Genomic DNA, 19,908 nt, shown 5'->3' with positions numbered 1-19,908 from the left:
AGTCCGGACAGCGCGGCGGAAACGCCCGCCCGCCCGGCGCGGCGCGCTGGCTATTCCTCGGGCTCGGTGGTGAAGAGCAACGGATAGCCCTGCTTGCGGCCCATCTCCGTCGCCGCCGTCGCCTTCTCCTCTGCCACCTCGCGGGTGAACACCGCGACCACGCAGACGCCGCGTTGGTGCGCGGTCATCATGACCCGCTGCGCCTGCCCATCGCCCATGCGGAACTCCGCCCGCAGCACCGTGACCACGAAGGCCCGCGGGGTGAAGTCGTCATTCACCAGCAGCACCTTGTGCAGCTTCGGCCGCTCGACCTTCAGCTCCGGCTTCACCCTCGAGATGGTCGTCGTATCAGGTTCCGGCATCGTACCGCTCCCGTCGGCCGTGACAGGTCAGCTATGCGTCCTTCGGCGCGGCTGCAAGCCCGCCACAGGGCTTCGGCACCGCTCGGGTCGGCAGCGTCGTTGTCGTGAAGCGCTGGAGGTGGCTATCATTCGTTCCAAGTCGACGAAATCCCCGGCCAAACCGGGGAATCTCGGGAGGGGAGTGATCGCCCATGCCAGTGTGCGGCGCCGGCGGAGGATCGCCTGCTGTTGCTAGATGCATCAGGCGACGGTCTATCGTGGCGGCGGTCGCCGCGCCGGTCCTCCTGGCAAGGGCATCCGGGGCACGTGGACAAACCGAGAGCTACCCGTCCCGGCCGATCACGATCATCGCCCCGCTAGCGGCCGGCAGCGCGGCCGACTCCCTGATACGGGATCTCGCGCAGCAGCTCTCCGGCCTGCTCGGACAGCCGGCCATGGTCGTGAACCGGGTCGGTGCCGGCGGCAACATCGGCACCACCGCCATCGCACGCTCCGCGCCCGACGGCTACACGATCGGTCAGGTCAGCCAGGGCAACATGGTGATCAACACCGCCCTTTACCGGGACGCCGGTTACGACCCGATCCGCGACTTCGCGCCGATCGCGGTGGTGGCGGCGATGTCCAACGTCATGGTGGTGTCGCGCCACAGCCCCTTTCGCTCGGTCCGTGAGGTGGTCGAAGCGATCCGGGCGAAGCCGTCGGGCATGGTCACCTATTCCTCGAGCGGCGTGGGTACGAGCATGCACGTCGCGGGCGCCATGTTCGCCCGCGCGACCGGTACGGAGCTCACCCACGTCCCCTACACGGGCGCGCCCGCCGCAATGACGGCGATCATTTCAGGCGACGTCGACACAGGCTTCTTCAACATCCCTGCCGCGAAGGGCCTCATCGCAGCAGGGGACCTCCGCCCGCTCGCCATTACGACCGCGCGGCGTTCGGCCTCGCTGCCCGACCTGCCCACGCTCGAGGAGGCAGGGCTACGGGATTACGACGTATCGACCTGGCTCGGCTTCGTGGCGCCAGCGGGCACGCCACCGGCCATCATCGAGCGCATCCATGGGGCGCTGGATCAAATCCTTTCGCGGCCCGCCCTGAGGGAGAAGCTGACCGCCCAGGGCTTTGACCTCCCGCCTCTGCGCCTTGGCGGCCCAGCGGAATTCTCACGGCTGATCCAGGATGACCTGGCGAAATGGCCGGCCATCATGCGTGCGGCCGGCGTGAAGCCCGAGTAGGTCCCGCACGGGCAGGCAGCGTCAGCAGGGGCTCCAGCGGGGGCCTAGATCGAGGAGGTGTTCCCCTTTGCCCCCAGAAGCAGCAAGCGTCCGCGCAGCCCCCCTCGCCCGGGTCCTGGCCGGGTTCGTCGTGGGCACCCGCCATGAGGCCATCCCGCCGCTCGCGCTCGAGCGGGCCAAGATGAGCCTCGCCAGCACGATCGCCAGCGCGGCGGCGGGATTGTCGATCCCCTCCGCAGCGATCGTCCGCTCGATGGAGCTGAACGCGGGTGGGGCGCCGGCCGCCGCGGTGTGGTTCACTCCGGCGCGGCTCCCGGTACGCGCTGCGGCGCGAACCAATGCCGTCTGCAGCGATGCCGCCGCCGCCGACGACAGCGACCTGCGCAGCATCGCGCATATCGGCACCATCGTCTCGACCGTCTCGGTCGCCCTTGCCGAGGAGTCAGGCCTCGGCGGGGCGGAGGTGCTGCGGGCCATGGTGCTCGGCTACGAGGTTGCTGGCCGGATCGACGAGGCGCTCACGCCAGGCCGCATGCGCCGCGGCTTTCACGGGTCGGTCTCGACGGTGTTCGGCGGGGCAGTGGCGGCCGGCACCCTGCTTGGGCTCGACGAGGAGCGCATGACTCACGCGATCGCGCTCGCCGCGACCTCAGCCGGCGGCATGGCGATCGCGGCCGATACGAGCTGGGCGCGTGAGTGGCATGCGGGCCTTGCGGCCATGCTGGGGCTGGATGCGGCGCGGGCGGCGGCGCAGGGCTTCCGCGCGGAGCCGTCCGTGCTCGAGGCTCCCCGGGGCTTCCTCTCGGCGATGAACGGCGAGGCGGTCGAGACGATCACCCAGGACCTCGGCGCGTCCTGGGACATCGTGACGGACATGGCGATCAAGCTGATGCCCGGCGCACACCCGTTCCACGCCATCGCCGAGGCGGCGTCAGACGCGGCCACGGCCGGGGATGTCCGTCCCGATGAGGTCGAGCGTATCGTCCTGACCGCGGCACAGCTTGCCGATTGGCATGGGCCGACCCATCCGACGGACCTTGTCAGCGCAGCCCACAGCTTCGTCTACTTCGTCGCCGCCGCGGTGGCCGACCGTGGATTCCGATGGGAGCACATCGAGCCGGCCAAGATGGCCGACCCGGTGATCCAGAGCCTGCTCGCCCGTGTGGTGCTCGACCCGAACCCTCCACCGCTGCCGGACCGATTTCCGCACCGCCACGGCGGTACAGTGACCCTTGTATTGAAGGACGGGCGCGAGGTCAGCAGCACCTGCAGGGCGCCGCGTGGGTCGAGTGCTGGCGGCCTCGAATGGGCCGATGTCGAGGCGAAATACCGGCGCCTCGTGCCGCGTTGCGGCCTGCCCCCCGACGCCGTCGAGGCGAGCCTCGCCTGCCTCCGTTCCTTCGACACGGCAGGAGATGTCGGCGCGCTGGCGCGCAGGCTGGCCCTCCCGTCCACGGGGAAGCTTGATCGGCGCTGATAAGTGCTGCGGTCTCGCTTGCGGCGGCTGGGCTCTGGCGTGCGACAGGCATCATCAAACGGAAGGCCGCCCACCTTTTGTCAGGGCATTGGCCGCAAGGGTTACTGGGAAGAATAGCAGGGTGGGATGATGGAAGCGGACTATCTGGTGATTGGCGCCGGCTCGGCCGGCTGCGTGGTAGCCGCGCGTCTCGGTGAGAGCGGCGCCCGTGTGGCGCTGCTGGAAGCCGGCCCGAAGGACCGCCACCCTTGGATCCACATCCCTGCCGGCATGATAAAGCTGCTGAGGAACCAGAAACTGGTGAACTGGGGCTATCTGAGCGAGCCCGAGGCTGGGAGCAACAACCGCGCCATCAAGTGGCCGCGCGGCAAGACGCTGGGTGGCTCCTCGTCCATCAACGGCATGCTCTATGTGCGCGGCAACCCCGCCGACTTCGACGGTTGGGCGCAGATGGGTGCACGGGGCTGGAGCTATGATGAGGTGCTGCCCTACTTCCGTCGCTCGGAGACATACCGCAACAGCGGCGATCCCGAATACCGCGGCACCAGCGGCCCTTTGCAGGTGGAGGACTATCGCACCATCCTGCCGCTGACGCACCGCTTCGTTGAAGCCGCGCAGCAGGCCGGCCACGCCTTCCGCAAGGACCTGAATGGCAAGGAGCAGGAAGGCGTCGGCTACTCTCAAATGACGCGTATCGGCAAGTGGCGCGGCTCCACCGCCCGCACCTTCCTAGCTCGTGTCAAGGGCAAGGTACGTGTGGAGACCGATGCTCAGGCCACGCGCCTGCTGTTTGAAGGATGCCGCTGCGTTGGCGCCGAGTACATCCAGGGAGGCGAAACAAAGCGCATCCGTGTGACGAAGGAAGTGGTGCTCTCGGGCGGCGCGGTGAACTCGCCGCACCTTCTGCAGGTGTCCGGCCTTGGCCCAGCCGATCATCTGCGATCGCTGGGTATCACGGTGCTGGCAGACCTGCCGGGCGTTGGCGCCAACTTGCAGGACCACTACGTCACGCGTGTGCAGCATCGGGTGAAGCAGGCGATATCTATCAACCAGCTGTCGCGCGGCTTGCGGCTGGCCGGCGAAGTGGCGCGCTTTTTCCTGCGCGGCAATGGTGCGCTGACCTTCGGTGTCACCACTGCGCAGGTTTTTGCCCGTTCCCGTGAAGGCTTGGCCTCGCCAGACCTGCAGCTTCTGTTCACGCCAGCGACCTACGAACTTGGCAGCGTCATCAGTACGCTGGAACAGGAACCTGGCATGACCGTAGCGATCTGTCCGGTGCGCCCGGATAGCCGCGGCAGCGTGATGGCGAACTCGGCCGACCCGCTGGTGCGACCGCTCATCCGCCCCAACTACCTCAGCGCCGTCGGCGACCAACGGGTGCTGGCGTCCGGGCTGAAACTGGCCCGCCAGATCATGTCGCAGCCCGCTATTGCCCAGCACAGCGTGCGCGAGCTGCTACCTGGGCCGGAGGTGCAAAGCGAGGAAGAGATGCTGGCCTTCGCGCGCCAGTACGGCACTACCATCTACCACCCAGTCGGCACCTGCCGCATGGGTGAGGACCCGCGTGCAGTGGTGGACAGCAGGCTGCGGGTGCAGGGCATCCAGGGTTTGCGCATTGCCGATGCCAGCGTGATGCCGACACTGACCACAGGCAACACGAACGCGCCAACCATCATGATCGGTGAGAAATGCGCCGCGATGATGCTGGAGGAAGCACGGTGATTGGCAGCGCAAGGGGGCACCGTCACGGTGTTGGCCACATCTGACCGACTTGCTCAGCCGAGGGCGACGCGGAAGCGGAGTTCAGGCCATAGCGGTACTCCCGCTGACATGGACCCACATCCCGAACCCAAGCGTCCTTGCGGTTCGATGTTCGTTGGCAGCGACCTGGTTGCGGCGGAGACGAGTGAGGCTGGCGATCCAGTCATGGGCGGAGAGGAGACGCCGTGCCCGCCGCCCGGAAGGACCCTCACCGAAGTGTCGTTGTCCCGTACAGCGCAATAGGATTAATCTCGATCAATTATTTGCTTGGCTCGCGCATAGGCTGGACATCAAAACGGATTCGAGTTCAGGCTAATTCATGGCAGGAGGCTTCCGATGACCTTATCCCCTTTTGCACCATACAGCCTGAGCGCCTTCAATATTTCGCAGGCATCTGAGAACAAGATCCACGACGACACCGTCGCGGCACGGCTAGGCTTCGCCGGTGCTCTTGTCCCCGGTGTCGAGGTTTATGCCTATGCGACCCACTTTCCCCTAGCCCTCTGGGGCCGGCCCTGGCTTGAGCGCGGCACAATGGACTGCAAACTCTTGAAACCGGTCTACGACGGCCGGATCATCACGGTCGCTGCAAGCCGGTCTGTGACCGGCCTCGATTTCACCGTGGAAAGCGAGAAGGTCTTCTGTGCGTCTGGCTCGGCGAATCTGCCTCCCGAACCGATGGTTATGCCGGACCTGGCCGATTTCCCGGTTGTGCCTGCCAGGCGTGAAAGGCCGCACGTAAACGCTTCGGTGTTCCCCGTTGGGGAATGGTTAGGCGCCGATCCGTTCGAGGTTACGGAGGACTACGCTTCAAGCTATCTGCGCGATGTTCGCGAAACAAACCCTATCTATTCCAACGAAAAGCTCGTTCATCCTGGCATCATCCTGCGGATGTGCAACTGGTCCTTGTCTCACAACGTGCAGATGAGCGCCTGGATTCACATCGCCAGCGCGGTCCGCAATCTGGGACTGGCCCGCGTTGGTGACGTCCTTACCACCCGGGCCAAGGTACTGGCGAACTACGACCGCAAGGGCCACAAAATCGCCGAGCTCGACATCCTGGTCCTTGCAAACGACTGCACGCCAGTTGCTCGAGTCCATCACTCGGCGATCTACTGCCCGCGCCAGCTTGCCGAGTTGATCTCATCGGACTGAGCCGCCGCCAAGACAACACAATCAGTCGTTAGCGTTGGGCCGCTCGTGCTTGCTGGCCGAAGGCTGAGCACTGCCCACTCCTCGGCCATCAGCCCGAACGCCCCCCTCCAGACAGGCGGCTCAACGCCAGCAATGCGCCTGCGTTCAGGCGCCAACGGACCCTGAGCGATACCGGCAGTCAGGTACGACCGCCTGTGACGATGCTTGCCGGTGATGTACCTGACTCGCTCGCCGGGGTTTTGTCAGGCCTCGCTCCAGGCGGCCTGTTTGGCTGTCCAAGGTGCCGCGGGTAAGATCCGGGACCAGCGCGGCGGGAAGCAGGGATGGACTGCCTGGCTTGCGGCTCTGCTGCTGTGACGGAGCGGCCGGAGCGCACCGCCCGAGGCTACCGCCGGGACTGCGGCAAGGGGTACAACAAGCGCAGCGGTGAGGTGCTGAACCACACACAGTACTCATCGGACGTCATCGCAGCGAAACACCTGAAGGGCGTGCCGGACCGGAAGACGTTCCCGAAGCCCCCTCATCGCTGAGGCTATCAAGGAGATCTCACAACCAGGCAGCCAATGCATGTGATGGTCGCAGCTTCGTGAAAGACGGGAGAAGGTTCGAGGAAGGACAGCCACAGGCCGGTGCTGCATCGGATTGGTCGGCCGAGTAGCCTAAGATTGCATTGCGGTCAGGATGCCCCCGCGTTATCTAGAACGGAACAGCAATGGCGGCAGGGCACTTCAAAACTGACGCCGTTTTACAGGGAGAAAACATGTCTGATACCGAGACATCGATCCCAGGGCGTCGTGGCCTGTTGAAGGTCGCCGCGATCGGCGCCGCTGGGACGGCTGTACTGGCCATGCCGAATGTCAGCCGCGCCCAGACCGTGACATTGCGCTTCCAGTCCACCTGGCCGCAGCGCGATATCTTCCACGAGTTTGCCCAGGATTACGTAAGCCGCGTCAACGCCATGGCTGGCGGCCGGCTGCGGCTGGAGTTGCTGGCAGCCGGCGCCGTGGTCGGCGCCTTCCAGCTGCTGGATGCGGTCTCGGCCGGTACTCTTGATGGCGGGCATGGCGTCTGCGCCTACTGGTTCGGCAAGAACAAGGCCTTCAGCCTCTTCGGCACCGCGCCGCCCTGGTTCGGCGATGCCAACCAGATGCTCGGCTGGTTCTACCAGGGCGGGGGAGAGGCGCTGTACCGCGAGCTCACCCAGGACGTGCTGAAGGTGAATACGGTCGGCTTCCTGTCCGGCCCGATCCCGACCCAGCCGCTCGGCTGGTTCAAGGCTCCGATCGAGCGGGCGGACCAGATCCGCGGGCTGAAATACCGCACCGTTGGCCTGGCCGCTGATGTGATGAACGAGATGGGCGCCGCTGTCGTCTCCCTGCCGGGTGGGGAGATCGTGCCGGCGCTGGAGCGCGGGGTAATCGACGGGGCGGAGTTCAGCAACCCTTCCTCGGACCGGGTCCTCGGCTTTCCTGACGTGGCCAAGACCTACATGATCCAGAGCTACCACCAGCGGGTGGAGAGCTTCGAGATCCTGTTCAACAAGACCAGGTACGACAGCCTGCCGGACGAGCTGAAGGCGGTGATCCGGCATGGCGCCGAATCCGCCTCGGCCGAGATGAGCTGGAAGCTGCAGGACCGCTTCTCGCGCGACCTTCAGGCCATGGCGCAACAGCAGGGGGTGAATGTCCGGCCAACTCCGCGCCCGGTGCTGGATGCGCAGCTGCAGGCCTGGGACCGGGTCATCGCCAGGTTGGAGGCCGACAATTCCTCCCCGGTCAATGGTCCGCTGTTCAAGAAGATATGCGACAGCCAACGTGACTGGTGCCGGCGGGTGGGTAATTTCTTCCTGCGCTACGAAGCCAGCCCGGTGATCTCCTACAATCACTTTTTCGCCCGCCAGGGCTGAGCTGCGCCAGGCCAGCCCCGCCGTCCGGCGATGCCGGGCGGCGGGTTCCGTTCGGATTGGGGGAACGCGCATGCAGCGCCTGCTGCTCGGCATCGACCGGCTCAGCACCTTCGTCGGCCAGACCTTCGCCTGGACAATCCTCGTGCTGACCGGCATCGTGGTCTACGAGGTCTTCGTTCGCTACGTCTTCCGCGCCCCGACCAGCTGGGGCTACGACGTATCCTACATGCTCTACGGCACGCTGTTCATGATGGCCGGCGCCTATGCGCTGTCGCGCAACGGGCATGTGCGCGGCGATTTCCTGTACCGCAATTTCACTCCGCGCACCCAGGCCTGGTTCGACCTGGTGCTGTTCATCCTGTTCTTCTTCCCGGCGATCTTCGCCTTCATGATCTCCGGCTGGCACTTCTTCGCCGACAGTTTCCGGCAGAACGAGCGCAGCATGTTCTCCCCGACCGGGCCCGTGATCTGGCCCTTCAAGCTGCTGATCCCGGTGGTCGGTGTGCTGCTGCTGCTGCAGGGGCTGGTGGAGGTGGTGCGCTGCATCCAATGCATCCGCAGCGGCGCCTGGCCGCAGCGCCTCTCGGATGTGGAGGAGCTGGAACAGCAGATCCTGGCCGCCGCCGCCGAGAAGGACCCCGAGCTCCTGGCGCGCGAGATGGCCGAGAGCGGACGAATCCCCGGCGAACGCGCCGCTGACGACCACACCGGACGATAGCCCCCATGAGCGACGGCGTGTTGGGTCTTACCCAACTTTTCCTGTTCCTGTTCTTCATCATGCTCGGCTTTCCCATCGCCTTCACCCTGATGGCGATGGGCCTGTTCTTCGGCTATCTCGGGATGCAGGAACGCATCTTCGACCTGCTCGTGCAGCGCACCTACGCCATCATGGCGAATGACGTGCTGATCAGCGTGCCGCTCTTCGTCTTCATGGGTTACATCATCGAGCGGGCGAACATCCTCGACCGGCTGTTCCGCAGCCTGCAGATGGCCTCGGGCAACATCCCCGGCAGCCTGGCGGTGGCGACGCTCGCGACCTGCGCGCTCTTCGCCACGGCGACCGGCATCGTCGGCGCGGTGGTGACCTTGATGGGGCTGCTCGCGCTGCCGCCGATGCTGCGCGCGGGCTATGACGTGAAGCTGGCAACCGGCGTCATCGCGGCTGGCGGTTGCCTCGGCATCCTGATCCCGCCTTCGATCATGCTGATCCTGTTCGGCGCCACCGCTGGCGTCTCGGTCGTGCAGCTCTATGCCGCGGCCTTCATCCCGGGCGTGATGCTGGCGGGCCTCTATGTCCTGTATGCGGTAGGCATCGCCATCGTGAAGCCCGGCGTTGCGCCGCGGCTGCCGCCCGAGGAAGTGGCAGTGCCATTCACGACCATCCTGCGGTCGCTGATGAGCTCCTTCCTGCCGCTTGCGCTGCTGATCGCCCTGGTGCTGGGCTGCATCCTGCTGGGCCTCGCCACGCCTTCGGAGGCGGCGGCGATGGGGTCGCTCGGCGCCATCATACTGGCCGTGATCTACCGCAGCTTCACCTGGGGCAAGCTCAAGGAAAGCGTGTTCCTCACGGCCCGCACCTCCGCCATGGTGTGCTGGCTCTTCGTCGGTTCTGCGATATTCTCGTCGGTCTTCGGCTATCTCGGCGGCCAGGCGCTGGTGGAGGAATTCTTCAAGTCGCTGCCGCTGAACCAGTTCACCTTCATGGTTCTGGCGCAGTTGCTGATCTTCATCCTCGGCTGGCCGCTGGAATGGACCGAGATCATCGTCATCTTCGTGCCGATCTTCCTGCCGCTTCTGGATGATTTCGGCGTGGACCCGCTGTTTTTCGGGGTGATGATCGCGCTGAACCTGCAGACCAGCTTCCTCTCGCCGCCTGTCGCCATGGCGGCCTTCTACCTGAAAGGCGTGGCGCCGAAGCATGTCCGGCTGGAACAGATCTTCGCCGGCTGCATGCCTTTCATCTACATCGTGGTGATCTGCATGATCTCGGTTTACGTCTTCCCCGGGCTGGTGACCTGGCTGCCCGAACAGCTTTATGGTGGTGCCGGCGATGCGCCGACGATCAACATGGAAGCGCCGCCGCCAGGAGGATTTGCAGAGGAAGAGATCGCATTGCCACCGGCGCAATAAGCCGATGCACGACGCGGCGCGGCGACAGGCGGCAGCCTGCCTGGCTGAGGCTTTCGAGACCGGCAATCCGCTGGCTGCGCTGCCGGACAGCGTCGTGCCGGACAATGTCGCGGAGGGCGACGAGCTGGCGGCCCTGATGCTGGACGAGCTCGGCCTCGTCAGTTGCGGGACCCGCTTGGCTTTGGCCATGGATGGAGTGCGGCTCGCCGGGCCAATGCTGGAGGGACGGCTGCTGCCCAGCGGAGCCAGCCTGCCCCTGGCTGTATCACGGCACGCGCAGGTCACTGCGGCACTCGTTGCGGTGCTGGCCGAAGCGTTGCCCGAGAAGGGACAGGGGCTTCCGGCCTTCGCAGCGGTGCACCCGGCCATCGACGTGACGGGCAGCCGCTTCCTTGACCCGCCGACCAGCCTGGGCCTGCTGGCGGCCGATCTATGCGGCCTCGGTCACGTTGCCGCCGGCCGGGGCGGCACCCTTCCGGCAAGCAGCGTTGCCGTCACTCTGGCTGCAGCAGGGCGGCGACCGCGTGGGACGACTGTGGACCTACAGGCGGCGCTGGCGCTGGCCGTGGAGGCAGCTCGGCAATCGGGCGGGCTTCCGGCTGGGGCGGTGCTGGTGGTGACCGGGCTTTCTCCGGTGGTAAGGCCGGAAGCGGGGCTGACCCTGGCAGCCAGCTTCGCGGGGCTCGGCCGGGCCAGGCTTGGTTTCGCCTGAGGCCGCCATCGGTTCGAGTGAGGATGCCGGCACTGCCGCGATACTGCGAGGCAGGCGGCGGCTGAGGTGACACGGCGAAAGTGATCCGGAGCTGGTGTTCGTCTTTCGGCGAATTTTCCCTGCTGGATGGGGAGATTGGCCATGACGCGGCGGTTTGGTGATCGCCAGCGCCGAATACCAGGGCTGCCCGCCCCTGGTGGTCCGCGGCTCGGCCTGCCACGCCGCGACCGCGTCCTTCGAGAACCACATGGCGAGGCTGCCACGCTGGCGGAGCGCGGCGTCATGGTCCGCCCAGTTCGTCACCCTGTAGCGCCGTTTCGGTATGCGGTGCCAGCGATCGGCATTCATCTTGAACGGCAATCGGGATGCCCGCTGCATCGTAGAGCGGCTGCCAGCAGGTTGTGGGCTGACCCGCGGCGCAGGCACCCGCATGTAGGGCCCTGTCCGGCGGCAAGGAGCCTTCTCGCAACTTACAATCGGCTTCTTTTGCAGCCTCCCGGGCCGAGCCGCGAATCCGGCTGGGCAGAGGTCCGGTCAGCCAGCCACCTCCTTCGCCTGCAGGATGGACGTCGTGAAGACATGGGCAGCATTCACACGCCAGCGCGGATCATCCCGCAGCCGCGCCATGAAGCTGCCATGCCCGGCCTGGCTACGACCGACCAGGCAGCCCGCACCGATGCCGCCCACCCGCTCACGCGGCGCGTCGTGGCCGCCATGCTGGTCGATGAGGAAGATGCCACGCTCTGGTGGATCACCGTCGCGCCGGAAGTCCCTGTTGGCATCCCGCGTCACCAGCACAGGCAGGACCTGGATGAGCGCCTCCTGCTCCAGCTCGGTGCCGATCGCCGTGCGGCCGACAACCCAGGCGCGATGCTGGCCTGCGGCAAGGCGCGGCGCGCCTTCGGGCTCAGCCGGCGTTTCCACCGCCAGGCGACCCGAGGCGGTCGTCGCGGACCAGGCGCCCACGATCTCCGGGTACCCTCCGGACGCGATGCGCAGCAGCAGCCGCAGATCGTCGAAGGCGTCGCGCCGGCGCGGCACCTCGCGCCCCTGCTCGTCCATGCCCTCGACATAGACAATATTGACGCAGTCGGGATGGCGACATAGCCAGTGGTTGTGCCGGATCAGAGCCGCGACAATTCGTCCTGCCAGGCTGCTATCAGGCTGCAATGGCAGCACGGGAGCCTGCTGGAGCAGCGCAGCAGCGACGGGTGGCGCCAGCGCGTTGTTGAAAGGCAGGCAAACTGCGCGGCAGAAGGCGCCGAGCGCCCATTGCGTGACGGGGTCGAGGAGGCCGTCTGCAGGCGGGTCGAGCAGTCCATGATGTACGAGCCGTGCCTGCATCTCTGCCACCAGACCGGGCCGGCGCACCAAGCGCGCAGCCTCCAGAGGCTCCGAAGTTTGTGCAAAGGCGCCCAACTGCTCCATCCCGCACTCCCGGCCTTCCGTACCCTCAGCGCCGGTGATGCGCCGACGTTCCGGGCAAACAAGCCGGACGGTTTTGCGTCGCTGGGTTGAACCGGACGAGGGTAGGTGATGCGCGTGTCGGCAGCCGGGCCGCGGGTCCATCCCGGCGACAGCCACCATGCCTCGTTGCGGGATAGCCACGAGGTGCACGGTCATGCCGAGGATCCACCGGACGTGCCTGCCTTCGGCGGTCTGATCGAGCCAGTGCCCGCTTCAGCCGCTCGCGCTTGAAGCGGGATTGGGGACGAGGATCCGGATTCTAGACGTCAACCTACGCAACGTGAGGTGGCGGTGGGCAAAGCTCAGGGCGGCGCGGCGTTTCGGGCCTGCCGCCCTGTTGGTCCAGCGCCATCTGTCAGCTCACGCTGCCCTCCAGAAGCGTCCCGAAGCGGTCATAGGTCTTTCCATTGAACCGCTGGAGCTGCATCTGCCGGATCGGCCGATAGTTGGTCGGCGAGGAGTTTAGCTTGATGCCGGGCAGCAGCGTCGGGATCTCCACGTCTTTCAGGCTGGTTGCTTGGCGCATGATGTTCTCGCGCGAGGCATCCTGGCCGCATTGTTGCAACACTTGCACCATCGCCTGGGCCGCGCTGTAGCCATAGACCGAGTTCGCATCCGTGAGATCGGCATCTGGCATGTAGCGCGCCATGAAGGCCCGCCATTCGAGCATGCCGGGGTCCTGCGCCCAAGCCGGGTCGGTCGGGTCTTTGAGGTAAGCCGCGGTGGTCAGCCCCACCGCTTTCTCCGGCCCGGCCGGCTGGATCACGACGCCCACAGAGTTCGCGCCATAGTGCACGCAGGTGGTCGGCTTCCAGCCGATCTCGTACAGTTTGCGGATGGACATGGAGGCGAACTTTGCGGTCACCGCCAGCACCAACCCCTGGCAGCCGCTGCTTTGCAGGCTGATGATTTGCTGGTCGATTGTGGGATCGGTGCTCTCGTAGCTCAGCACCTTGGTTGCTTCTTCGAACTTCGCCCCCAGCACGTCACGCACGCCATGGACGTAATCGCGGCCGAAATCGTCGTTCTGATGCAGAATGGCAATTCGCCCGCCCGGATGTGTTGCCAGGATGTGCTTGGCATAGAGTTGTGCCTCGATGCGGTAGCTGGGTGGAAAGCCAATAGTCCAAGGGAACTCTTGGTAGTTGCTCCACTTGTCGGCACCGGTGGAGGGAAAGAGGTTCGGCACCTTGCGTTGGTTCAGGTAGCGCAGCACGGCGCTATTGGTCGGTGTGCCGAGATTGCTGAATAAGCAGGCCACTTGGTCCTGCTCCACCAGTCGCCGCACCTGCTCCACCGTCTTCGGCGGGCTGTAGCCGTCGTCATAGGTGAGGAAGCGGATCCTCCGCCCAGCGACGCCGCCATTATCGTTCACCTTGCGAAAGTAGGCGTCCATGGTCTTGCCTTGGATGCCGAGGCCGGAAACCGGACCGCTATAGGACATGGTATTGCCGATGCGGATTTCGGTTGCAGTGACGCCAGGCGAGGTCTGGGCGGCGGCGATGCGTGGCGCACCAAAAGGGACGGTGATGGTAGCGGCCGCGCCGCCGAGCACCATGCGACGGGTTGTCATGATGTTTCTCCCTCCGCTGTTGGGCAGAGCCGGATGACCGGCCGCACCTGAGCGAGCCTAGCACCACCCTTGGTGCTTTCGACGAGAAACGGCCTTGTTGCACAGGTCGACGAAGTGGTCGCATTGAGGCCCATTCGTGATCCGGATCATGCGGTGCGGACATGCTTGAGGCGTCCAAGCTCCACCATTCGGTTCAGCATCTCTGCGGCGATCGCCGCCTCGGTCGCCTGTTCGAGCAGCCGACCAATCCGGGAGCCATCGTCGGCATCCCTGTCGGTCAGCGTCGAGGCAATTCTCCGCCCGGTGTTGGCGTCGGTGGCAAGATGCCGCACTCGCCAGGCCCGGCGCCGCTTGCTGCCGTGCCTCTGCTTCAGCCGCAAGGTCGCCAACGATAAAGGATTCCGCCGAGGCAAGAAGATCGGCGCAGCCAGGAGTTGCAGGAGGATGCCCGAAAACCAGAACGTCTTCGCGTCACCCGCGTTTCGGTTGTCCGGCCATAGGGGCCATGAGGAAGTCAACGATGTCCGAAAGCCCGCCCTTCGTGAAAACTCGCCGGCAGACGGTCAGGGTTGGCTTAGGCTTGGCAATGGGGGCCATGGCTCCTGCCGTCCACTCTGTCCAAGCACAGCAAACCTCGGTTGGGCGGCCCATTCGGCTCGTCGTTCCCTACCCAGCCGGTGGTGCCGTAGACCTGGTGGGGCGACTGTTCTCGGAACGCATGGAACCGCTTCTTGGCCAACAGGTGGTGGTGGACAACCGCTCCGGTGGAGCCGGCATCGTCGGAGCCGATTACGTCGCCAAAGCTCGCGCGGACGGCACGACTCTCGGCGTGATCGGCATGACCACCCTTTGCGCCTACAAGACGCTCTACAGCCATCTGCCCTTCGATCCCGACACTGACTTTTCCCCGATCAGTCAGCTGAGCGCCGGCACTGTCGTATGTGCCGTCAACAAGCAGGCCGCAGCACGACATGGCTGGACCGATTTCCGCCGTCTGGTCACTTGGGCCCGTGACAACCCGGAGGAATTGCGCTTCGGTACTGCGGGTGTGGGTAGCACTGCGCACCTGACCATGGCAGCGCTGCAGAAAGCCGCCGCTGTACGAGGATTGCACGTCACCTATCGTGGGGCTGCCCCTGCGGTTGCCGACCTGCAGGCTGGCGTCATTGATATGATGTTCGAGCTGACGCCGGCCCTGATGCCACTCATTTCCCAGGGCGAGGTAGCAGCGCTGGCCGTCGGAAGTGCGCGACGGATCGCGTTGCTTCCCTCCGTCCCAGGCATGTCGGAATTCGAAGACCTTGGACTGGGAGCGCTCGACATTGGCGCCTGGGAGGCGCTGATGGCTCCTGCCGGAACAGCCCCGGAGGTGATCAAACAGCTGCATGCCGCTGCCCTGCGAGCGGGCAGCGATTCCAGGCTAGGGGAAAGGATGCGAGAGGTCGGCTTCATCGCCGATCCGTCTGTCACACCACAGGCCCTCGCCGACAAGATCAAACACGAGACGCCGATCTGGCGGCGGCTCGTGGAAGCCTCAGGCGCGAAGCTTGACTGACGGACGGCATAGGGCGGCTTGGCAATCAGGGAACTCTTTCCAGCTGGCGACCGGACCAGATCGGCATGCCAAGCCCTCGCCAAGTTGACGGTGCACCCGGCCATCAATCTCGGCACACGGGCGGCTCACCTGGCTCTTGCTGATGCCTTCATGCCCATGGCCCGAACCAGGTCGTCCGCCGAGCGAGTGAAGATGCCCTGGACGAAGATGCCCTGGACATAGGCCTCTTGGGTTGAACGCATGCGTTCAACCGCCGTGAGCGCCTTCTCCGCCAGCCGCCTCGGCTCCAGAAAAGCCGGAAAGTAGGAGCCGCGCCGCAGCTTCGGAACGCGCAACTCCACCATGCCAACCCGGGTTTGCCAGTCCCGCTCCCGACAGCCGTTCCGCTGGCTCACCCGCCAGGCGCTGCGCCCGCCATGGCCAGCGCCACGGGCTCCCTCAGCATACAGCTTCATCAGCCGATACGCGGCAAAACCGGTCATCTCCCGCAGGAAAGTAGGGTCGGAGCCCTTCTCCAACAGCTCCCCCAATAGCGATCCTCTCGTCGGTCATCGTGGCGTCCCTGGGTCAGAGTTGCGTGTCGCAACACAACCCTACCAAGGACGAATTGCGATGATCGCCACCGTTACGGTATCGGCCTCCTACACCAGCACCCGGGACACGACCCTCCAGCACTGCCCACTCCTCATCCGTCAGCCCCAACGCCACCTTCCAGAAAGGCGGCTCAACACCAACGACGCGCCTGTGTTCAGGCGCTGGCGGGCCCTGGCTTTGCCAGAAGGGCGCGCACAAGCGGTCGGTACTTTCGTTGCAAAGCGCGTGGCGGTTTCGCTTGCCGGCTGATCTCACCCTGTGGCGTACAGGTCGAGGCTCTGCGCCAGCTCTTCCCACTGTCGGAGAGTCCGCTCGACCGACATGCGGAAGGCCGGCGGATCCTCGTAGCCGGGAACGGTGTCGATGGCGTGCAGCCGTCGTATCATCTCTGTGCTGGTTGCGACGGTGCGGAAGGCGGCGGACAACTGGTCCAAAATGGGCTGAGGTACCCGCGCCGGTGCGAAGAGGCCAGTGAAGCCGGTGAAGTCGAAGCGGCGGGAATAGCCAAGCTCAAGAAGCGTCGGCACCTCAGCCGCGAGTGAGGGCACACGATCCGGTCCCCCGGTTGCCAGCGGCCGGATGCGCCGCGTGCGGATCATCTCACCTGAGGCCGTCATGCTGTGGAAGCCGCCATGGAAATTGCCCGCCAGCAGGTCCTGCAGCATGGGGGCCTCGCCCCGATAGGCGACCTGGGTCACGCGGAGCCCTGCTTCCTGCGCCAGGAGCAGGGCATAGGCGTGCCCTGTCGAGCCCTGCCCGTAATTGCCGAAGGCGAGCTCGCGCCCGCGGCCCCACGCCACGAATTCGGCGAGCGTCGTCACGGACGCCGGCACGGTCGGCCCGATGCAGAAGGTGATGGCGGTGGTGCCGAGGCGTCCTACCGGGAAGAAGTCACGCATCGGGTCGTAAGGGAATCGGCGGAAGGTCACCGGCGCCTGCACATGAGTTGTGATATTGTAGAGCAAGGTGTAGCCGTCCGGAACGGCCTTCGACGCGACCTCTGCTCCTACCATCCCGCCAGCCCCGGCACGGTTCTCGATCAGGACCGGCTGGCCGAGCTCGGCCTGCATGCCCTCGGCCACCATGCGCGCCCAGACATCGGTTCCACCGCCGGGCGGAAAGGGTACGATGAAGCGGATGGGCCGGTCCGGGTAGCGTAAACCGACCTGGCCATGCCCCTGGGCGCGGGCGATGGCGGGAATGGCAAGCGCCTGGGTCACGACGCCCAGGAATGAACGACGGTACATAGGTGAACCTCCCCTGTGGTGACCGCTCTCCGGCGGTTGCGCACAGACGTCATGAAACATGCGTTGCCGGTGGGTACGGAGGGAAATCAGCAGGCTCCGGAGGTCGTGAGACAGGGTGATCCCGTCGGCCTCCCGTCCTCTGCAACGCCAATCGGCCGGACTTGGATGTCGGGGCTCGGTAGCCATTGGATCATGCTTGCTGTGACAGCCTGGACCAACACCCGGCACCGTCATGAACCTGTGGCAGATGGCATCGTCACGCGTGGTGCGGACAACCTGGTAGTGCAGACGCTCGCGGATCCAGCGTGAGTGATTGGCCAGCCACTTCCGCACCTTTGGTTGCTTGTGGGTGCCGTAGGTGTCGAGGATGGCGTGGGTCATCTTGCCAGCCGGAACCGTGCGCTCGACGGCGTTCAGGAAGCAGACGAACTACTTGTGGCTGTGCCGCAGGCATCGCCAGGTTATTGAAGCGATCGCTGCGTTGGATCGAGCGCCATCGCGGCTGGCAGGATCACGCTGCCATCTGAACACAGGTTTCCTCAGACAGCCCCGGAAGGCCTTTTCGCGGGCGCCGTGGTACTGCCCCGCGCTCATCAGGTGCCGCCGGACGTCGGACACCAGCTTCGGATGCTCTCGTGCGTGACGCTGATGCTCCGCTCGGCCAGGATGAGCTCGACGTCGCGCAGGCTGAGGCTGAACAGTTGATGAAGCCACACCGCAGGGCTGATGATCTCTGCTGGGAAGCGATATCCGGAGCAGGTGGCGGGCTCTGGCATCATCCCACCGGATTGGCCCAGCCACCTCGTTCCGGACAGAGTCCAAGAACTTGGCAACGCTCATGCGGCGGAACCGGATGAGGCCGCATCTCGTTGCATTGCCGGCACCCACATAAATCGAGGTCGGAGATGGTAGCCAACCGCGAACGCCTGGAGCTGCTGGCCCGTCTCGGTTATGCCGCGCGCGGCGTCGTGAGCCTGATCATCGGCGCCCTGGCCTTGCTCGCCGCTATTGGGCGCGGAGGAGGTGCCACGGATTCGAAGGGCGCTCTCCAGACCATTCTGTCCCAGCCGCTTGGGACTGCTCTCCTCGCTGTCGTCGCGCTCGGCGTCTTCGGCTTCGCCCTCTGGCGAACCTTCCAGGCGATCCTGGACGCAGACGGGCGCGGCACCGGCCCAAAGGCCATCGCCGCCCGCGCCGGGCAGGCGGTCTCGGCCATCATCTACGCCAGCCTTGGGGTGTTCGCTGTGAGTCTGCTCCTCGGGGGGCGGCAAGGCGATGGCGGCGGGACCTCGACGGAGGATTGGACTGCTTGGCTGCTGGTCCGGCCGTTTGGCCGGTGGTTGGTCGGCGCCGCCGGGCTGGCGGTGTCTGGTTCGGCGCTGGCCATGGGATACAAGGCTTGGACCGCCTCTTTCAGACGCTATCTGACCTGTGACGCCGGCGCTGCGCGCTGGGTGGTCCCGCTTGGGCGTGCGGGATATGCGGCGCGATCGGTGGTGTTCCTGATAGTCGGCGGCTTCCTTGTGGTTGCCGCTTACCAGGCAGACCCGAGCGAGGCGCGTGGTCTCGGCGGTGCCTTGCTTGCTCTTCAGGCTCAGCCTTTTGGGCGGGCGCTCTTCACCTTGGTCGCACTTGGCCTCACCGCATTCGGCGCCTTCGAGCTTGCAGAATCCAGGTATCGGCGAATTAACGCACCTGACGCCCGCGAGGTTGTCGCGGCGGCAAAGCCCATGGTGATGTAACCCTGACCGCCACCGTTGGTGCATCTGGTGGCTCTGTTCCACGCATCATCGTCGGCGGACAGTTCGGTGTCAGCTGTCGCATAGGCTGCTGGTGCTGCGCCCGTTGCTCCGTGGCAACTGCTATTGATCCGGCCTGGGTTCCCTGAGGGCAAGTAGGATCGGCCCAGACCGGCCCGGCCCGCAGCGTGGCGCTGGCATGAGCGGCTGGCCGTCCTCGGTGAGGGTTTCGCTGGCCGTCAGGGAGGCCGGCGCGTCGAGCATGCCGAGCGGCGCCAGCGCTGGGGCCGCATGCGCCAGGGCGGCAGGCCGGAGGTGCGGCAGCGACAGGTCGAGATGCCAGCGCTGCGGCGCGTCTTCCAGCGAGGCGGCCAGCCGAAGGGGCACCGTCTCCTCCCCCGATGCGAGCTTAACGCTGGCCGCGCCCCGCAGCGCATCATCCGCAGGCCGTCCCAGCGCGAGGTTGAGGTTGCGGAGCGCCCAATCGAGCCCGAGCGCCCGGTCCTCGACCACGATCCGCCCGTCCGTGATCCGGAGATCGCGGAGCGCTGCGAGGAGCGCCTCCGGTGATGGGCCGGAGGCCGGCGCCGCGGCCTCGCCCTCCGGCTGCCCCGGGGCCAGGGACAGCGTACCGCCGGCCTCGCAGCGCAGGTGGAGCACCGGCGCGTCCAGCACCACCCGGCTCGGTGCGAGGCGCGCGCAACAGCCCGCCGAGCGGGAATGCCACCTGCGCCTTCGGCACCTCGAATCACGGCGTCCCTCCCTCCCCGCGCGCATGCACCTGCGACAGGAGGATCTCGACAGGGGCCAGGCCGCCATCCTCGAAGCCGGTCCAGGCGATGCGCGTGCGGCCCACCTCGACGTGTAGGGCACCGCCCTCCAGGGCGGCCTCGATCCGCGCGGCGAGGAAGGGCGCCTCGATCGCCCCCCGCTCCAGGCGCCAGGCGAGCGCCCCGAGCCACGACAAGTGCGATCCTGCGCAGCATCATGCCGTCCCT

At 66.0% G+C, this 19,908-nt stretch carries 20 protein-coding genes and 2 pseudogenes; 12 read left to right on the top strand and 10 right to left on the bottom strand.

Going from position 1 to position 19,908, the window contains the following annotated elements:
* Positions 1-50 precede the first annotated feature (50 nt).
* The gene (gene clpS / locus BLR02_RS02220; protein WP_090560754.1) at positions 51-362 is read right to left on the bottom strand and encodes an ATP-dependent Clp protease adapter ClpS; all 312 of its coding nucleotides are present in this window, start codon (positions 360-362) and stop codon (positions 51-53) included.
* 257 nt (positions 363-619) lie between these two features.
* On the opposite strand from clpS, the gene BLR02_RS02215 reads away from it, so the two are divergent.
* The 9 genes from BLR02_RS02215 (at position 620) to BLR02_RS31040 (ending at position 11,045) form a co-directional block, all read left to right on the top strand.
* The gene (locus BLR02_RS02215) at positions 620-1,594 is read left to right on the top strand and encodes a Bug family tripartite tricarboxylate transporter substrate binding protein (RefSeq protein ID WP_176849336.1); all 975 of its coding nucleotides are present in this window, start codon (positions 620-622) and stop codon (positions 1,592-1,594) included.
* Positions 1,595-1,661: 67 nt separating this feature from the next.
* On the top strand, positions 1,662-3,071 hold the full coding sequence (locus tag BLR02_RS02210) for an MmgE/PrpD family protein (RefSeq protein ID WP_090660041.1): 1,410 nt from the start codon (positions 1,662-1,664) through the stop codon (positions 3,069-3,071).
* A 126-nt stretch (positions 3,072-3,197) separates the two neighbouring features.
* Positions 3,198-4,793 (top strand): GMC family oxidoreductase, encoded by a 1,596-nt coding sequence (locus BLR02_RS02205; protein WP_090660038.1) that lies wholly within the window; start codon positions 3,198-3,200, stop codon positions 4,791-4,793.
* A 375-nt stretch (positions 4,794-5,168) separates the two neighbouring features.
* Complete coding sequence (locus tag BLR02_RS02200) at positions 5,169-5,987, top strand: hotdog family protein (RefSeq protein WP_090660035.1); 819 nt, start codon at positions 5,169-5,171, stop codon at positions 5,985-5,987.
* A gap of 760 nt (positions 5,988-6,747) precedes the next feature.
* Positions 6,748-7,893 carry a TRAP transporter substrate-binding protein gene (locus tag BLR02_RS02195; RefSeq protein ID WP_090560749.1) on the top strand — a complete coding sequence of 382 codons (1,146 nt, stop codon included), beginning with the start codon at positions 6,748-6,750 and terminating at the stop codon, positions 7,891-7,893.
* A gap of 70 nt (positions 7,894-7,963) precedes the next feature.
* Positions 7,964-8,611 carry a TRAP transporter small permease subunit gene (locus BLR02_RS02190; RefSeq protein WP_090560748.1) on the top strand — a complete coding sequence of 216 codons (648 nt, stop codon included), beginning with the start codon at positions 7,964-7,966 and terminating at the stop codon, positions 8,609-8,611.
* Between the two features lie 5 nt (positions 8,612-8,616).
* The gene (locus tag BLR02_RS02185; protein ID WP_090560747.1) at positions 8,617-10,023 is read left to right on the top strand and encodes a TRAP transporter large permease; all 1,407 of its coding nucleotides are present in this window, start codon (positions 8,617-8,619) and stop codon (positions 10,021-10,023) included.
* Positions 10,024-10,027: 4 nt separating this feature from the next.
* The gene (locus tag BLR02_RS30270; RefSeq protein ID WP_176849299.1) at positions 10,028-10,735 is read left to right on the top strand and encodes a hypothetical protein; all 708 of its coding nucleotides are present in this window, start codon (positions 10,028-10,030) and stop codon (positions 10,733-10,735) included.
* Positions 10,736-10,892: 157 nt separating this feature from the next.
* Entirely contained in the window at positions 10,893-11,045 is a 153-nt protein-coding gene (locus BLR02_RS31040; protein WP_408735503.1) for a hypothetical protein, read from the top strand.
* Positions 11,046-11,269: 224 nt separating this feature from the next.
* On the opposite strand, the gene BLR02_RS02175 is transcribed toward BLR02_RS31040, so the two are convergent.
* The 3 genes from BLR02_RS02175 to BLR02_RS02165 all read right to left on the bottom strand — a co-directional run bounded on the left by BLR02_RS02175 (position 11,270) and on the right by BLR02_RS02165 (position 14,155).
* Positions 11,270-12,358, bottom strand: coding sequence for a peptidoglycan-binding domain-containing protein (locus BLR02_RS02175; RefSeq protein WP_143018022.1), 1,089 nt, complete (start codon positions 12,356-12,358; stop codon positions 11,270-11,272).
* A gap of 199 nt (positions 12,359-12,557) precedes the next feature.
* A complete protein-coding gene (locus tag BLR02_RS02170; RefSeq protein WP_090660029.1) occupies positions 12,558-13,775 on the bottom strand; it encodes an ABC transporter substrate-binding protein in 1,218 nt (405 codons plus the stop codon).
* A 146-nt stretch (positions 13,776-13,921) separates the two neighbouring features.
* Positions 13,922-14,155: a hypothetical protein gene (locus BLR02_RS02165; RefSeq protein ID WP_176849335.1), complete on the bottom strand. Its 234-nt coding sequence runs from the start codon at positions 14,153-14,155 to the stop codon at positions 13,922-13,924.
* A gap of 125 nt (positions 14,156-14,280) precedes the next feature.
* Between BLR02_RS02165 and BLR02_RS02160 the strand changes: the two genes are divergently transcribed.
* Complete coding sequence (locus BLR02_RS02160; protein WP_090660024.1) at positions 14,281-15,330, top strand: tripartite tricarboxylate transporter substrate-binding protein; 1,050 nt, start codon at positions 14,281-14,283, stop codon at positions 15,328-15,330.
* Positions 15,331-15,423: 93 nt separating this feature from the next.
* Here BLR02_RS02160 and BLR02_RS02155 read toward each other — a convergent pair.
* Positions 15,424-15,882, bottom strand: a pseudogene (locus tag BLR02_RS02155) (transposase); the annotation flags it as partial.
* 60 nt (positions 15,883-15,942) lie between these two features.
* On the opposite strand from BLR02_RS02155, the gene BLR02_RS28395 reads away from it, so the two are divergent.
* The gene (locus BLR02_RS28395; protein ID WP_143018021.1) at positions 15,943-16,173 is read left to right on the top strand and encodes a hypothetical protein; all 231 of its coding nucleotides are present in this window, start codon (positions 15,943-15,945) and stop codon (positions 16,171-16,173) included.
* A gap of 2 nt (positions 16,174-16,175) precedes the next feature.
* On the opposite strand, the gene BLR02_RS02150 is transcribed toward BLR02_RS28395, so the two are convergent.
* The 3 genes and pseudogenes from BLR02_RS02150 to BLR02_RS02145 all read right to left on the bottom strand — a co-directional run bounded on the left by BLR02_RS02150 (position 16,176) and on the right by BLR02_RS02145 (position 17,950).
* On the bottom strand, positions 16,176-17,171 hold the full coding sequence (locus BLR02_RS02150; RefSeq protein WP_176849333.1) for a Bug family tripartite tricarboxylate transporter substrate binding protein: 996 nt from the start codon (positions 17,169-17,171) through the stop codon (positions 16,176-16,178).
* Between the two features lie 297 nt (positions 17,172-17,468).
* A pseudogene (locus tag BLR02_RS30260) lies at positions 17,469-17,630 on the bottom strand (IS630 family transposase); the annotation flags it as partial.
* Positions 17,631-17,764: 134 nt separating this feature from the next.
* Positions 17,765-17,950 (bottom strand): hypothetical protein, encoded by a 186-nt coding sequence (locus BLR02_RS02145; protein ID WP_090560741.1) that lies wholly within the window; start codon positions 17,948-17,950, stop codon positions 17,765-17,767.
* Between the two features lie 126 nt (positions 17,951-18,076).
* Here BLR02_RS02145 and BLR02_RS02140 point away from each other — a divergent pair, with 126 nt between their 5' ends.
* The gene (locus BLR02_RS02140) at positions 18,077-18,913 is read left to right on the top strand and encodes a DUF1206 domain-containing protein (protein WP_090560740.1); all 837 of its coding nucleotides are present in this window, start codon (positions 18,077-18,079) and stop codon (positions 18,911-18,913) included.
* Positions 18,914-19,033: 120 nt separating this feature from the next.
* On the opposite strand, the gene BLR02_RS02135 is transcribed toward BLR02_RS02140, so the two are convergent.
* Positions 19,034-19,585, bottom strand: coding sequence for an AsmA family protein (locus tag BLR02_RS02135; protein WP_143018019.1), 552 nt, complete (start codon positions 19,583-19,585; stop codon positions 19,034-19,036).
* Positions 19,586-19,658: 73 nt separating this feature from the next.
* Positions 19,659-19,877, bottom strand: a complete 219-nt coding sequence (locus BLR02_RS02130) for a hypothetical protein (RefSeq protein ID WP_090560738.1) — start codon at positions 19,875-19,877, stop codon at positions 19,659-19,661.
* Positions 19,878-19,908: the final 31 nt, after the last annotated feature.

Source organism: Belnapia rosea (genome assembly GCF_900101615.1).
Classification (GTDB): Bacteria; Pseudomonadota; Alphaproteobacteria; order Acetobacterales; family Acetobacteraceae; genus Belnapia; species Belnapia rosea.
The sequence above is the reverse complement of the archived record's forward strand: the minus strand, read 5'-3'. Positions and strand labels throughout refer to the sequence as shown.

What these genes read in the sequence shown, in the direction of transcription:
- BLR02_RS02200 (WP_090660035.1), top strand. Translation starts at nt 5,169, where the DNA reads ATGACCTTATCCCCTTTTGCACCATACAGCCTGAGCGCCTTCAATATT.
- clpS (WP_090560754.1), bottom strand. Translation starts at nt 362, where the DNA reads ATGCCGGAACCTGATACGACGACCATCTCGAGGGTGAAGCCGGAGCTG.
- BLR02_RS02190 (WP_090560748.1), top strand. Translation starts at nt 7,964, where the DNA reads ATGCAGCGCCTGCTGCTCGGCATCGACCGGCTCAGCACCTTCGTCGGC.
- BLR02_RS02140 (WP_090560740.1), top strand. Translation starts at nt 18,077, where the DNA reads ATGGTAGCCAACCGCGAACGCCTGGAGCTGCTGGCCCGTCTCGGTTAT.
- BLR02_RS02150 (WP_176849333.1), bottom strand. Translation starts at nt 17,171, where the DNA reads ATGTACCGTCGTTCATTCCTGGGCGTCGTGACCCAGGCGCTTGCCATT.
- BLR02_RS02145 (WP_090560741.1), bottom strand. Translation starts at nt 17,950, where the DNA reads ATGATGCCAGAGCCCGCCACCTGCTCCGGATATCGCTTCCCAGCAGAG.
- BLR02_RS28395 (WP_143018021.1), top strand. Translation starts at nt 15,943, where the DNA reads ATGATCGCCACCGTTACGGTATCGGCCTCCTACACCAGCACCCGGGAC.
- BLR02_RS02195 (WP_090560749.1), top strand. Translation starts at nt 6,748, where the DNA reads ATGTCTGATACCGAGACATCGATCCCAGGGCGTCGTGGCCTGTTGAAG.
- BLR02_RS30270 (WP_176849299.1), top strand. Translation starts at nt 10,028, where the DNA reads ATGCACGACGCGGCGCGGCGACAGGCGGCAGCCTGCCTGGCTGAGGCT.
- BLR02_RS02185 (WP_090560747.1), top strand. Translation starts at nt 8,617, where the DNA reads ATGAGCGACGGCGTGTTGGGTCTTACCCAACTTTTCCTGTTCCTGTTC.
- BLR02_RS02170 (WP_090660029.1), bottom strand. Translation starts at nt 13,775, where the DNA reads ATGACAACCCGTCGCATGGTGCTCGGCGGCGCGGCCGCTACCATCACC.
- BLR02_RS02205 (WP_090660038.1), top strand. Translation starts at nt 3,198, where the DNA reads ATGATGGAAGCGGACTATCTGGTGATTGGCGCCGGCTCGGCCGGCTGC.
- BLR02_RS02160 (WP_090660024.1), top strand. Translation starts at nt 14,281, where the DNA reads ATGAGGAAGTCAACGATGTCCGAAAGCCCGCCCTTCGTGAAAACTCGC.
- BLR02_RS02175 (WP_143018022.1), bottom strand. Translation starts at nt 12,358, where the DNA reads ATGACCGTGCACCTCGTGGCTATCCCGCAACGAGGCATGGTGGCTGTC.